Origin of the sequence: Mesorhizobium sp. M0243, assembly GCF_040321775.1 — a bacterium.
Lineage (GTDB): Bacteria > Pseudomonadota > Alphaproteobacteria > Rhizobiales > Rhizobiaceae > Mesorhizobium.
Genome location: NZ_JAMYSF010000012.1, coordinates 97,909 through 111,367, shown reverse-complemented (window position 1 = coordinate 111,367; position 13,459 = coordinate 97,909). Strand labels below are relative to the sequence as shown.

The window sequence follows — 13,459 nt, the reverse complement described above, 5'->3', positions numbered from 1 at the left end:
ATTACGGCATCCAGCCGGGCAGGGCCGCGGCCTGCTTGATCCATTCCACCATCCTCGCCTCATCGAACTGATCGTCTTCGCGGATGTCGATCCAGCGCACATCCTTGCTCTTGGCCGTGCCGCCAGGTGGGATCGGCTGCAATGAGATGCCACTGAAGAAGGTCACCTTCAAATAGTGGGTGAAGACATGGAAACTCACGAACCAGCCCTGGCCTTCGATGCCGTAGAAGGGCGAGTTCCATCGCACGGCCTTGCGCACGTCGGGCACGTTGCGCTCGATGAGCGCGTCGAGGCGTTCGCCCAGGCCGCGCTTCCAACCCGGCATCGCAGCGATATAGCCTGCACCGGGGCGTCACCGTCGGCCTTGGCGATTTGCGGGTTGCCGCCCGAGAGCAGCACTGGCGCAGCCTTGGCCTTGGTCGATTGCCGCTGCGTCTTGGCCATTCTGCCCCACTCCTATCCGCCGACACACTGCGCGCCGCGGCCCTTGGCGACATAGGGCAGCACGAACATGTACAGGCCGCTGAACAGCAGCAGGAAGAGCGGCAGGAGCGGCGAGTAGACCACCCAGGCGGGAGGCTGCCCGAATGCCATGGTGGCGAAGTTGGCGATGACGGTCAGCGTAAAGATGATCGACAGCCAGCGATGAATTTGCCGAACCCACATGTTCCAATCCAATAGTTCCTCCTGTCAAAACAGCCGACGCGGACCACCGATCCGCACCGGCGGGTTCAATCTATCCGCGCCAGGACTTGACTCAGATTCGTAAAGTACTGCCGCCACCCGCTCGTCGCGCCCCGATACGCCTGCTCCTGATCCGGACGGAAGCCGGATTGTTCCATGCGCAACCGGGTGCCCGTGCTGGTCGGCAGGAGAGTCCAGGTGACGACACTCTCGAGGCCATAGGCCTGCCACGTGTAGGACAGTGTCTTGTTCAATTCGACGGCTGTTACCTGACAGTCGACAACGATGCTCACGTCAGGTTGCGGTTCCTTTCGCAGCTTGAAACGATGGTCCACGACTGGCTTGAAGTCGTTCTTCATCAGCCATTCCTCGATCAGATGCGGTTGGGTCAGCGCGCGCCAGATTTTTTCCGGCGGATAGGGGATCTCACGTTCGACGATGACGGAGCGCGTTTCGGTCGCGATGTTGGTCATTGGTCCATTCTTTTGAGCAAATTTTCGAGGTCGTCGAACCGGCTCTGCCAGAACGTGTTCATCTGGTTCGTCCAGTCGGTCAGCGGGGAAAGTGCTGCGAGCTGGGCGCTATAATGGGTCTGCCGTCCTTGATGGCGGTCACGCACGAGCCCGGCCTGCCTGAGCACGCCGAGATGCTTCGACACCGCCGGCTGCGAGACCCCCGACTGAGCCGTCAGGGCACCGACCGTCTGCTCGCCTTGCCGGCACAGGCGCTCGAAGATCGCACGACGCGTCGGATCGGAGAGCGTTCTGAAGAGGACGTCGTGAGCGTTGTTCATTTTGGATCGATAACCCGGTGGCTATTGATTGACGTATAACCGTCGAGATATGGATGTGTCAAGCGGGGTGCCGGCGGTCACGATCCGGCGGTTTCCAAAAAAATCTTTCCATTGCCCCAAGGATTAGCCATTAGCCTTCGTCCAACAGGCAAATGATGGCGATGATGCTGGATGAGAGCGAAGCCTCCGACGCCGAACTGATCGGGCGGGCGAAGGGCGGAGACAGGGGGGCCTTCAGCACATTGCTGGAAAGGCACTATGACTTCGTCTATCGCGCTGCCTATCGCTGGTGCGGCAGGAAGGCCGATGCCGAAGACATAGCCCAGGAAGTCTGCGTCAGGCTGGGCAAGGCGATCCGCGACTATCGCGGCGGCGGCGCCTTCACCACATGGCTCTATTCCGTGACCCTGAACGCCGCGCGCGACATGATGCGCAAATCCGCCCGCGAGACAGTCAAGACAGAGGCCTATGGCGTCCATGCACTGATCTCGGGCGAGGCGTCGATCGAACCGGAAGACCCCGCCGAAGCGCTATGGGCCGCGGTGCGGCAATTGCCGGACAAGCAGCGCGACGCCGTGCTTTTGGTCTATGGCGAAGGATTGAGCCACGCGGCCGCCGCCGAGGCGATGGCGATCTCGGAGACGACGGTTTCCTGGCACATCCATGAAGCGAAGAAACGGCTGAAGACGCTGATGCGCGCGGCCGGGGAAGTGTGACCATGGTCGACGACAATGAACTCAACAGACTGCGCGATATCGCAGCACTGGCGCCCGCCAAGGATGCCAAGGCACGTGCCTTCGAGGCCGCCCTGCGCGCCTATGATCAGGAAAATATTTCTGCTGTCTCCCAAGGATCGGTTGGCGGGCTTCGTCTCACAGAGCGAGCACAAAAGCTCTGGAGCGAGATCATGCAAAAGAAACTCATTGCCACGCCGGCTCTTGCCGGGCTCGTCGCCCTGCCGATCGCCGGATACGCCACCTTCCATCTGCTGAGGGAACAGCCGCCCAAATTCGGCGGCGACGAGAAGATCACCGAGACGCTGGCCGACAAGCCGACGACGGTGAAGCCGACGACCGCCGAGCCGAAGCGCGGCGAGTTGGAGAAGGACAAGAAGGCGGACGCCGATGTGGAAAGCCGCGACGCCACCGATGCGCTTGTGGCGCCGGCCTCGCCGCAGAAATCCGAATCGACCGTTGCTGGGGGCGCTGCACAACAAAATGCGCTGGAGCGCGGTGTGCTGGCCGAGCCTGCGCCACCGGCACCGACAGGTGAATTCGCACTGGATGGCGCTGCAAGTGTACCCAGTACCTCGCGAGCCCGCATGGCGGCGGAGTCGAAGCTGATGGCGCCGCAGCAGCCGGCCATGGCGCCGGCCGACCAGATGCTGCCGCAGGAGGAAAATCGCGACCGTATCGAGGATTTCAAGACCAATCCGGTGCATGCGGCACTCGAGGACCCGGTCTCGACCTTCTCGATCGACGTCGACACGGCCTCCTATTCCTTCGTGCGCAGTTCGCTGAAGCAAGGCACTCTGCCGCAAGCCGATACTGTTCGCGTCGAGGAGATGATCAATTACTTCCCCTATGACTGGAAGGGGCCGGACTCCGCCTCGACGCCGTTCAACTCGACCGTCAGCGTCATGCCGACGCCGTGGAACACGCAGACCAGGCTGATGCATGTCGCCATCAAGGGTTTTGACGTCAAGCCGACCGAGCAGCCGAAGGCCAATCTGGTGTTCCTGATCGATGTCTCGGGCTCGATGGACGAGCCGGACAAGCTGCCGCTGCTCAAATCGGCCTTCCGGCTGCTGGTCAGCAAGCTGAAGGCCGACGACACCATTTCGATCGTCACCTATGCCGGTGACGCCGGCACAGTCCTGGAGCCGACCAAGGCGTCCGAAAAGGACAAGATCCTCAGCGCCATCGACAATCTGACGCCCGGCGGCAGCACGGCCGGTGAGGCGGGCATCAAGGAAGCCTACAGGCTGGCGCAAAAATCCTTCGTCAAGGACGGCGTCAACCGGGTGATGCTCGCCACCGACGGCGACTTCAATGTCGGCCAGACCGATGACGACGACCTTAAGCGGCTGATCGAAAGCGAGCGCAAGAGCGGTGTCTTCCTGTCGGTGTTCGGCTTCGGCCGCGGCAATCTGAACGACCAGATGATGCAGACCATCGCGCAGAACGGCAACGGCACCGCCGCCTATATCGATACGCTGGCCGAGGCCGAAAAGGTGCTGGTCGAGGATGCTTCGTCGACGCTGTTCACCATCGCAAAGGACGTGAAGATCCAGGTCGAGTTCAACCCGAACAAGGTCTCGGAATATCGCCTGATCGGCTACGAGACCCGCGCCTTGAACCGCGAGGATTTCAACAATGACCGCGTCGATGCCGGCGACATTGGTTCGGGCCATTCCGTTACCGCGATCTATGAAATCACGCCAAAGGGCAGCGGCGGCGAGCAGATCGATCCGCTGCGCTACGGCCAGGCGTCGGTGGACAATGGCGGCGTCGCCAACGCGGACGAATATGCCTTCGTCAAGATCCGCTACAAGCTGCCGAATGAAGACGTCTCGAAGCTGATCACCACGCCGGTGACCTCGGCCAACGAGATTTCGTCCTTCGACCAGGCCAGCGCCGATCAGCGCTTCTCCGTCGCGGTTGCCGCCTTCGGCCAGAAGCTGCGCGACGAGGATGCGACCGCGAAGTTTGGCTACGACAAGATCATGGAGATCGCCACTGCCGCTCGAGGGGCCGACCCGTTTGGGTACAGGTCCGAGTTCCTTTCACTTGTGCGCCTTGCCTCGGCGCTGGGCGGTAACCGGTAGTGGTGATGACGGCCGGTTTCTTTCAGATGGGATCGTTCTGACAGGGGAAACCGACCTACGGGCGGGTGAGGCAGGCCGGCGAGGGAAATCTTGCCGGCCTTTTTTCGCGGATTTTCCGGGTCGTTAAATTGCGCGGCATTTCCGGTACTGGATGGCAACCCTCTCCTTGTTACGCAGGACAGGTGTACTGGGCTTGAGGGAGCCGAAATTGCAGATCAGGACTATCGCCAACTCGATACCCCCAGCGCCAGACGCCTCGGCGGTTTCATCGGCCCCATCATCGGAATCCAGGCGTATCAGTGACGATGTCGCGCAGGCGCGCCATACCGCCCTGTCGGCACTGACCAACGACCGGTTCCGCATCATGCTGGAACAGATCACCGACCCCAGCGCTTCAGGCGCGCTGATGACGATGCGCGGCGACAATGTGGTCGACTTCAAGTCGGCGCAGTCGAGCTACGCCGACAACAGCGAATAGTCGAAAACCGATGGGTCAGGCCCGGCTGCGGCGGCGCTCGCGGCGGGCTTCGCTGGTCTCGGCGGTGTTTTCCGTCGCCACCTTGTTGCGCATCGGACCGATGCGTTCGACGATCGCGGCAACCGTCGGACGATCCGCCCTGGTGTGCGCGTCGAGCGCCTTGCGCATGGCGGCGAGGTGCTGGAACGAGGTGCCGCAGCAGCCGCCGATAATTTTGGCGCCGCCATCGACGGCGAGCCTGACATAGTCGGCCATCAGTTCGGGTGTGCCGGAATAATGGATCTCGGTGCCGCGGAATTCGGGAATGCCGCAATTCCCCTTGACGATCACCGTCGCTTCCGGCTTCGCCTCGGTCATGTCGAGCAGCGAGGCCAGGATGTCGGAGGCGCCGACGCCGCAATTGGCGCCAACGCCGAGCGGCGCCTGCGACAGCCCGTCGGTGACGCCGTGGATATCCTTCGGCAGCAGACCCATCATGGTGCGGCCGGCGGTGTCGAAGGAACCGGTGTAGGTGTAGGGCAAGCCGACGCGGATGGCCGCCTCGGCGGCGGCGCGGATCTCGTCGGGAGCCGACATCGTCTCGATCCAGGCAACTTGGGCGCCGCCGGCCTTGAGACCCTCGATCTGTTCGGCGAAGGCGTCGACCGCCTCGTGATAGGTCATGGCGCCCAGCGGCACCAGCAATTCGCCGGTCGGGCCGACCGAACCGGCGACGATCACCTTGCGGCCGGCTCTGTCGGCGACGGCACGAGCAAGCTCGGCGGCGCGCTTGTTCAGCGCATGCGCGCGGTCCTGCGCATGGTGAAGCTTCAAACGGTGACGGGTGCCGCCGAACGAATTGGTGAGGATGATGTCTGCGCCGGCATCGACGAAATTCTGGTGCAGGCTGGTGATGGTGTCGGGCGCCGTCTCGTTCAGCAGTTCGGGCGCCTCGCCGGCCTCCAGACCCATGGCGAATAGATTGGTGCCGGTGGCGCCATCGGCCAGCAGCACGCCCTTTTCAGCCAGCAGCGCATCGATCGGGTTGGTGGTCGTCATCGGATTGGCTTTCATGTTCGAAGTCGGATAAGGATATAAAGAAGTCTTTATGTGTAGTCAATGAATAGCTAGGACGGATTCGCCCATGCGGCGCCTTGAGCCATGGCGCGGTGGTGATCTTGGCTGCCGAAAATCAGACAGTGCCTGTTGGGAACGACATGCCGGCCAGCCTGTGCGCAAAGCCGGACGCCTCGTGCGCATTGATGTCGGCAGCCCGGATCAGATTGTCGAAATGCTGGATCAGCGTCTGGATCGGCTGGGTGGCGTTGAGCACCAGATACATGTCGCCGACATAGATGGCGGCACGATAGGGGCCGAAGATGGTGTAGGGGATCGAATAGCGCATCCGCCCATCATAGAGAAACAGCCGGAAGGTCGGGTAGAGGTCGTCGAGCAGCGTCGCCATGTGCAGCAACTGGGCGCGCCGATCGGCTTCGGGGAAACGGTCCCAGACACCCAGCCCGCGGGCGAAGATCTCCAGCGTGTGGCGCGGCATGCAGACTTCCATGTCGGTTTCCGGGCGCCTGTTGTAGTCGATGCGGTATTGCGTTTCTCCGGCCTGCGCCAGGCGGCTCTTGTTGGTGATGCCGGCTTCATAGTCGACCAGCGCTTCGGTGCGCAGAAGATCGGGAATGCCGGCAGGCACGTAGCGGATCTTGGTGCCGGCCGCCTCGGCATGCCATTTGGCCAGCAGGGTGCGGTCGAAGCCGTCGGGTGCCTCCTCGATCTCCAGGCTCTCGCGGATTTCGCCGGTGAGGCCCTCGTCCTGGCTGAGACCGAGTAGCCAGTCCAGCGACACTTTGAACTCGGCGGCGATGTTGAGCAGCGTTTCGGCGCGGGGCAGGCGGGTCGAGGCGCCGGACAGCAGCTGCGATAGCGCCGAGCGGTCGATGCCGACCGCGGTCGCGAAGGCCGACTGGTTCAGGTCGGAGCGTGTCAAGAGCATTTTCAGGCGTTCGCGGAAGATCGTCGACAGGTCGCGCTTGTCCATGTGCGGGCTCCACCTCGATTGAGGAAAAATTTGCGCCGAATCGCTTCCGAGCGCGCCTCAGGCGTAAATGAATCCCTAAGTCTGTTTACAATGTATAACATGTGCGGCCGAAAATGCGCAATCGCAACAGTTTGTGCACTTTGTCTCGTTGAGTGGAATCATTTCTCCTGACACTATGCTGTCAGGAGCCAATTGGGGTTTCCGGCGACTGAGGGACAGTGGTCGATAGCATGACGAGCAAGAGCATCAGGCGACACAGCGCACCGGCCATCGAGTGGCCGACCGTGGTACTCGCCTTTTTCTGTTACGCAACTTGGCTCGCCACCGGTTTCCTGCTCTGGCCATCCTACCCCGTCCTGGCGCTCGCCATCCTGGCTTTGACCGCCGCACTGCAATCGTCGATCATGCACGAAGTGCTGCACGGGCATCCGACACGCAATGCACGGGTCAACGAAGCCTTCGTGTTCCTGCCGATCGGTCTGGTCTGGCCATTCCGCCGCTTCAAGACCATCCATCTGCGCCACCACGCCGACGAGCGGCTGACCGACCCGTTGGACGATCCAGAGAGTTATTACCAGGCGCTCTGGCAGCATGACGAGCTGCCGCCGACGATGAAATTCCTGCTCAAGATCAACAACACCATGGCCGGCCGCTTCGTGCTCGGCCCGTGGCTGTCCTGCGTCGGCTTCTTCATCGACGACGCCAAGCAGATGTTCGCCGGCGACAAGGCGATCCGCAAGGCGTGGCTGCTGCACGCGATCGGCCTTGCCGTCGTGCTGCCGATCGTCCAGTTCGGCTTCGGCATCCCGCTGTGGCTTTACATTCTCGTGCCGGTCTGGCTCGGCCAGTCGCTGATCTCGATCCGCACGTTCGCCGAGCATCAATGGTCGGAACATCCGGAAGGTCGCACGGTGATCGTCGAGCGTTCGCCGCTGTCGTTCCTGTTCCTCAACAACAATCTGCACTTCGTCCACCACAAGACCCCGACCGTGGCCTGGTACAAGCTACCCAAGCTGTTTCGTGACCGCCGTGAGGAATGGCTGCGGATGAACAATGGCTATGCCTATCCGAACTATTTCGCGCTGATCAAGGCTTACGCCTTCAAGGCAAAAGAGCCGATCGTGCACCCGGTGCTGCGGCGTCAAGCCGAGCCGGGCAGGGCCTTCAAGCCGCGCATCAGGGCGCGCAGCATCAGCGGGCTTGGCAGTGCGCCGGTTCCCGCCGAGCCGCCCAAGGAATAATCCGGCCTATCCGGGGGTCCGTGTCGGCCAATTCTGATTGGACGCCGCGTTTTTGCGATCCTTTTTCCCGACATGATGATTTGATATCGGCATGAGTGAATTGGTTGCGGCGTTGCCGATGTATGATTGGCCCGAAATGCGCGGCGAGGTCGACGCGCAATGGGTGCTGCTGCGCGATGCTTTCCGGGGAAAGGGCATTGACGCGCCGGAAACCATCGCGCGTCGCAATGGTGACCTGCCGCCGGTGCCGGGCGGAATTCGTGATGCTGCCGGTGCATTGATCGCACCCGATCCAGCGACATTGCCGCCGGACGAACTCGATTTTCACAGACTGTGGCTGCACCCGGCGCTGCTGTTCGCGCAGACCTGCTGGGGGCCGATGGAACTCGGCCTGTCCAGGCATGTGCAGGTGGTCGCCCAGCCAAGCTACGACGCCTACGAAGGCGGGCAGGGCGAGCTCTATTCCAGCGCTATCGTCATGCTGGCGGATGGCGCGCCGTCGGTTGCCTCGCCCAATGACGGCAGCCCGCTGGTCCCACTCGATCGCATCCGTGGCAAGCGCTTCACCTTCAACAGCCTCGATTCGATGTCGGGGTTCCTCGGTTTGACGCGCGACCTGGAGGCGATGGGCGAGAGCCTTGACCTCTTTGCCTCGCGCAGCGAAAGCGGTGGGCACCGTTCCTCGATCGTGGCAATTGCCGAGGGCAAGGCCGATATAGCGGCCATCGACTGCGAGAGCTGGGCACTGGCGCAGCGTTTCGAGCCGGCGGCGAAAAAGGTGGTGGTCATCGGCTGGACCGGGCGGCGCAAAGGCCTGCCTTACATCACCGCCGCGGTGACACCGGAAAAGACGGTTGGGGCGTTGCGCGAGGCCCTTGCCGGGCTAGCCGAGCAGCCTCGCATCCAACGGGTAGGTTGAGAGCTGTTCGTTGCCGGTCTCGGTAATCAGGATCTGTTCCTCGATCTTGACGCCTTCGCGCCCGCCAAGCCGGCCGATATAGCTTTCCACGCACAGCACCATGCCCGGTTCCAGCACGCCGTCCGGCGTGTCCGATGTCCAGTCGCTGGCATGCGGTAGTGTCGGATACTCGTCGGCCAGGCCGACGCCATGATAGAGCACGCCGTATCGCGTCGGGAAGCAGTCTCCCGGTGGCACGGCCGAGCGCTCGACGAGGTCGCGAAACGAGATGCCCGGCTGCATCAGTGCCGTGTTGTGCTCGATCTGATCGGCGGCGATACGGAACAGGTCGCGCTGTTCATTGGTCGGCTTTGCATCGCCGCACAGCCATGTCCGCGACAGGTCGGCGCAGAAGCCGTAGGGGCCGATAAGGTCGGTGTCGAAGGCGACGAGGTCGCCTGATACAATCTTGCGTGACGAGCATTCCTGGAACCATGGGTTGGTGCGCGGACCTGACGTCAGCAGCCGGGTCTCGATCCATTCGCCGCCGCGCGCGATGTTGCCGCGATGCAGTTCCGCCCACAACTCATTTTCGGAAATGCCAGGCTTCAGCGCCTGTTCCATTTCGCCCATCGCCGCCTCGCAGGCGACGATGGCGCGGCGCATGGCGAGGATTTCGTCAGGCGACTTGATCAGCCGCGCATTTTCCATCACCGCTTCGCCATTGCCGATGGAGATACCAAGCCGCGCCAGTTCCTCGACGCCTTCCGGGTTGATGTGATCGACGGCGATGCGGCTGTTGCCGCCGCCATGCTCTTTCACCAGATCGGCGATCCCGGCGGCCCAGCGGCGGACTTTTTGCTCGGTCAACTCGCCGCTATAGAGGTACATCCACGACACCGCCGGCCGCACCTCGTCGACGACGCCGGAATGATCGGACAGGTGCTCGCAGGAAAAATAGTCGAACAGCACCACCGGGCCGTCGGTGGCGACAAAGCAATGCCGCGTCGGGTTGTGCGCCACCCACAGCTGCATGTTGGTCGAGTCGGTGGCGTAGCGGATGTTGACGGGGTCGTAGAGCAGGGCGCCGGCATAGCCGCGCCGCTTCAGCTCGGCGCGGATACGCTCCAGCCGGTATTGACGCATGGCAGGCAGATCGGGCGCGGCAATGCCTGCCGCGGCCCATTCAGCTTCGGCCTGCGCGCCATAGCCCAGCACATGCTGGTTGAGCGAAGCCGCCTTCCGGCGGGAGGCGTCGCGGAGGGCCTCGATCGAGCCTGGCTCGAACGGCATGATCTTGCGATGGCGGCCAAAGCTGCCCTTCGGCCCCGCGCTGTCCATGGTCGAACCTCAGGTCCGCATCTTCTCGCCGCTCGGGTCGAAAGGCGCTTCGACGTTGATGCGGGCCGGCCGGCGGTGTCCGAGGATCTCGATCTCGAACAGGCCCGCGCTTTCGTCCTCGGCAAGAGCCGCCGGCACATAGCCTTGCGCCATCGACTTCTGCACATAATGCGCATAGCCGCCCGACGTGACCCAGCCAACCACGCGCCAGTCGCCGTCGACGATGCCGCGCACGGCGGACGCGCCTTCGGCAGCCTTGGAGCCGCGTATTTCCTTGCCGCCCTTGTCGAAGCGTGGCGCGCCATAGCCATGCGGCTTTTCCACCGTGCCGTAGTCCTTGCTGACCTTGGCCCAGATCGGTTCGTCGCCCATGACGTCGGCGTCGGCGGCATCGACGATGAAGGAGACGCGGCGCAGCTTCGGACCCTCGACCTGTTCCTTGGCGGCAGCCTCGCGGCCGATGAAGTCGTTCTTCTCCAGTTTGATGAAGCGGTCCATCGCCCCTTCGAACGGGCCGTAGATCGGCCGCAACTCGCGGAACCAGGTCGGAAAATTCTTTTCGAGGCGCATGGAGAGCAGCGCGCGCATGCCGAAATCGACAAGGCCGAATTCCTCGCCGGCGTCCTTGATCGCTTTGTAAACCAGGCGCTCGTAGGCCGGCGCCATCCAGATTTCATAGCCGAGGTCGCCGGTGTAGGTGATGCGGTTGACCATGCAGGGCGCCCCGCCGACCGCCATCTCGCGGAAATCCATGAAGCGGAAGGCTTTTGTCGAGACGTCGACATCGACCAGTTTCTGCAGCAAGTCCCGTGATTTCGGCCCGGCGATCGACAGGCCGACCAGGGTCTGGTCGAAGCGGTGGATGCGCACCGTTCCGTCCTTCGGCAGGTGCTTCTCGAACCAGCGCATGTGGTATTTCTGCGCCGCCGACGAGCCCCAGATCATGAAGCGGTCTTCTGCCGCCTTGGCGATGGTGAAGTCGCCGATCAGCTTGCCGAATTCGTTGAGCATCGGCGTCAACACGATGCGGCGGGTCTTCGGCATGCGGTTGGTCATCAGCCGGTTGAGGAAATCCTCGGCCGCGGGTCCCGAGACTTCGTATTTGGCAAAATTGGCGATCTCGGTGACACCGACACGCTCACGCGTGGCGCGCACTTCCTCGCCGATCGGCCCAAAATCGTTGGAGCGGTGGAAGGAGACGATATCCCTGGGTTCCTTGCCTTCAGGTGCGAACCAGAGCGGTGTCTCAAGTCCCCAGCTGTCGCCCATGACGGCGTTGTTGGCCAGCATCGTGTCGTAGAGCGGGGTCGTCTGCGCCGGGCGTGCCGCCGGGAGTTCCTCATTGGGGAAGCGGATGGAGAAGCGGCGCGAATAGTTTTCGCGCACCTTGGCGTTGGTGTAGCGCAGGCCGGCCCATTCGCCGAAGCGGGTGACATCCATGCCCCAGACGTCGAAGCCGGGATCGCCATGGACCATCCAGTTCGACAGCGCCAAGCCGACGCCGCCGCCCTGGCTGAAGCCGGCCATCACGGCGCAGGCGCACCAAAAATTGGTCAGGCCCTGCACCGGGCCGACCAGCGGGTTGCCGTCGAGCGCGAAGGTGAAGGGGCCGTTGATGATCTGCTTGATGCCGGCCTTCTCGATGCCGGGGAAATGCTTGAAGCCGATTTCCAGCGACGGCGCGATGCGGTCGAGGTCGGGCGGCAGCAATTCATGGCCGAAATCCCACGGCGTGTTGACCGGCGACCACGGCTTGCAGGCCTTCTCATAGGTGCCGAGCAGGATGCCGTTGCGCTCCTGGCGGGTGTAGATCTCGCCCTTGAAGTCGAGCACGCCGATCATTTCGCGGCCGGTCGACTTGTTGAACTCCTCGACCTCCGGCATCGGCTCGGTCAAGAGATACATGTGCTCCATGGCCAGAACCGGCAGCTCGACGCCGACCATGCGGCCGATCTCGCGCGCCCACAGGCCGCCGCAGTTGACGACATGCTCGGCCTTCACCGTGCCCTGTTCGGTGACGACGTTCCAGGTGCCGTCGACCTCCTGTGTCAGTTCCACAACGCGGTTGCGCAGCACGATCTCGGCGCCGAGTTTTTTTGCCGCCTTGGAGTAGGCGATGGTGGTGCCCGACGGATCGAGATGGCCTTCCACCGGATCCCACATGGCGCCGACGAAATTGGTCTCGTCCATCAGCGGAAACATCGCCTTGGCTTCGGACGGGGTGATCAGCTCTGTGTCCATGCCGAGATAGCGGCCCTTGGCGTGGGCCAGCCGCAGGAAATCCATGCGCTCTGGCGTATCAGCCATCATCACGCCGCCGGTCAGGTGCAGCGAGCAGGACTGGCCGGATATCTCCTCGATCTCCTTGTAGAGCTGCACCGTATAGGCCTGCAGCTTGGCGACGTTGGGGTCGCCGTTCAGCGTGTGGAAGCCTCCCGCCGCATGCCAGGACGAGCCGGAGGTGAGCTCCGAGCGCTCGATCAGCATGATGTCGGTCCAGCCGGCCTTGGCCAGATGGTAGAGAACCGAGCAGCCGACGACGCCGCCGCCGATGACAACCGCTTTTACGTGAGATTTCATCTAGATAAGTCCGTTTTTGAAGAGATTGAATTGGGTGAGCGGGGTGTGAAGACAAAGCGGAGATCGGATGCAGCGATGTTCTCGGCCAGCCTGCCATCAAGCGCGGCGAGGATGGTTTCACAGACCGACGTGCGATGTTTCAGGACGTCATGGTTCCAAACACGCAGGATCGAATAGCCTTGAGCGCGCATGAAGTCGTCGCGGTGGCGGTCATATGAACTGCCGGCGTGTTGGTGCCCGTCGATTTCCACGACAAGCCAATTTTCGCGGCAAGCGAAGTCAGCGTAGTATGGTTCGATAGAGAACTGTCGCGTGAACTTGTAACCGCCAAGCTTGCGGGCTTTTAACTCAAGCCAAAGCAGCGCTTCGGCTTGATTGTCGCCTTGCCTGAGTTTTCTCGCTCGCCGAGTTGTGCCTGTTTTTCGGCGGCTGCGCGTTTCATGAACGGCTTCCCCCACTCCGTCGCCGCTTCGCGGCGCCACCTCTCCCCCCTCCGGAGGGAGAGGAAGGGAGCCAGCCTGTATAAGCTCGCACCTTTCCTCTACCCCGTCGATCGGGGGAGAGGTGTCGAGCGAAGCTCGACGGAGT

Annotated in this window: 13 protein-coding genes and 1 pseudogene; 5 read left to right on the top strand and 9 right to left on the bottom strand. The window is 62.6% G+C overall.

Translation table 11 applies throughout. The features are described from left to right. Window position 1: 1 nt before the first annotated feature. From NKJ11_RS17655 to NKJ11_RS17640, 4 genes and pseudogenes are all read right to left on the bottom strand, one after another. Window positions 2-444: pseudogene (locus NKJ11_RS17655) on the bottom strand (DUF1801 domain-containing protein). A gap of 12 nt (window positions 445-456) precedes the next feature. Then, entirely contained in the window at window positions 457-678 is a 222-nt protein-coding gene (locus NKJ11_RS17650) for a hypothetical protein (RefSeq protein ID WP_352609540.1), read from the bottom strand. A 53-nt stretch (window positions 679-731) separates the two neighbouring features. Next, a complete protein-coding gene (locus tag NKJ11_RS17645; RefSeq protein ID WP_352609542.1) occupies window positions 732-1,157 on the bottom strand; it encodes an SRPBCC family protein in 426 nt (141 codons plus the stop codon). Next, window positions 1,154-1,477: an ArsR/SmtB family transcription factor gene (locus NKJ11_RS17640; RefSeq protein ID WP_127291759.1), complete on the bottom strand. Its 324-nt coding sequence runs from the start codon at window positions 1,475-1,477 to the stop codon at window positions 1,154-1,156. The genes NKJ11_RS17645 and NKJ11_RS17640 overlap by 4 nt, the downstream gene beginning before the upstream one ends. A 155-nt stretch (window positions 1,478-1,632) precedes the next feature. Here NKJ11_RS17640 and NKJ11_RS17635 point away from each other — a divergent pair, with 155 nt between their 5' ends. From NKJ11_RS17635 to NKJ11_RS17625, 3 genes are all read left to right on the top strand, one after another. Continuing rightward, window positions 1,633-2,193, top strand: a complete 561-nt coding sequence (locus NKJ11_RS17635; protein ID WP_352609544.1) for an RNA polymerase sigma factor — start codon at window positions 1,633-1,635, stop codon at window positions 2,191-2,193. Between the two features lie 2 nt (window positions 2,194-2,195). Continuing rightward, complete coding sequence (locus NKJ11_RS17630) at window positions 2,196-4,304, top strand: YfbK domain-containing protein (protein ID WP_352609546.1); 2,109 nt, start codon at window positions 2,196-2,198, stop codon at window positions 4,302-4,304. A gap of 208 nt (window positions 4,305-4,512) precedes the next feature. Beyond that, window positions 4,513-4,782 (top strand): hypothetical protein, encoded by a 270-nt coding sequence (locus tag NKJ11_RS17625; protein WP_023812294.1) that lies wholly within the window; start codon window positions 4,513-4,515, stop codon window positions 4,780-4,782. 15 nt (window positions 4,783-4,797) lie between these two features. Here NKJ11_RS17625 and bmt read toward each other — a convergent pair whose 3' ends face one another. Both bmt and NKJ11_RS17615 read right to left on the bottom strand, forming a co-directional pair. Beyond that, window positions 4,798-5,820, bottom strand: a complete 1,023-nt coding sequence (gene bmt, locus NKJ11_RS17620; protein WP_352793852.1) for a betaine--homocysteine S-methyltransferase — start codon at window positions 5,818-5,820, stop codon at window positions 4,798-4,800. A 133-nt stretch (window positions 5,821-5,953) separates the two neighbouring features. Then, entirely contained in the window at window positions 5,954-6,811 is an 858-nt protein-coding gene (locus NKJ11_RS17615; protein ID WP_023812292.1) for a helix-turn-helix domain-containing protein, read from the bottom strand. Window positions 6,812-7,041: 230 nt separating this feature from the next. Between NKJ11_RS17615 and NKJ11_RS17610 the strand changes: the two genes are divergently transcribed. Beyond that, window positions 7,042-8,052: a fatty acid desaturase gene (locus NKJ11_RS17610; RefSeq protein ID WP_031213520.1), complete on the top strand. Its 1,011-nt coding sequence runs from the start codon at window positions 7,042-7,044 to the stop codon at window positions 8,050-8,052. Window positions 8,053-8,143: 91 nt separating this feature from the next. Next, entirely contained in the window at window positions 8,144-8,971 is an 828-nt protein-coding gene (locus NKJ11_RS17605; protein WP_352793851.1) for a phosphate/phosphite/phosphonate ABC transporter substrate-binding protein, read from the top strand. Here the strand turns inward: NKJ11_RS17605 and NKJ11_RS17600 are convergent. The 3 genes from NKJ11_RS17600 to NKJ11_RS17590 are packed head-to-tail and all read right to left on the bottom strand — an operon-like array spanning window position 8,936 to window position 13,353. Next, window positions 8,936-10,291, bottom strand: coding sequence for a M24 family metallopeptidase (locus NKJ11_RS17600; RefSeq protein WP_023812289.1), 1,356 nt, complete (start codon window positions 10,289-10,291; stop codon window positions 8,936-8,938). The two genes, NKJ11_RS17605 and NKJ11_RS17600, sit on opposite strands and share 36 nt — an antisense overlap. Before the next feature lie 9 nt (window positions 10,292-10,300). Continuing rightward, on the bottom strand, window positions 10,301-12,871 hold the full coding sequence (locus tag NKJ11_RS17595; RefSeq protein WP_128303962.1) for a GcvT family protein: 2,571 nt from the start codon (window positions 12,869-12,871) through the stop codon (window positions 10,301-10,303). Beyond that, on the bottom strand, window positions 12,868-13,353 hold the full coding sequence (locus tag NKJ11_RS17590; RefSeq protein WP_128303963.1) for an endonuclease domain-containing protein: 486 nt from the start codon (window positions 13,351-13,353) through the stop codon (window positions 12,868-12,870). The genes NKJ11_RS17595 and NKJ11_RS17590 overlap by 4 nt, the downstream gene beginning before the upstream one ends. Window positions 13,354-13,459: the final 106 nt, after the last annotated feature.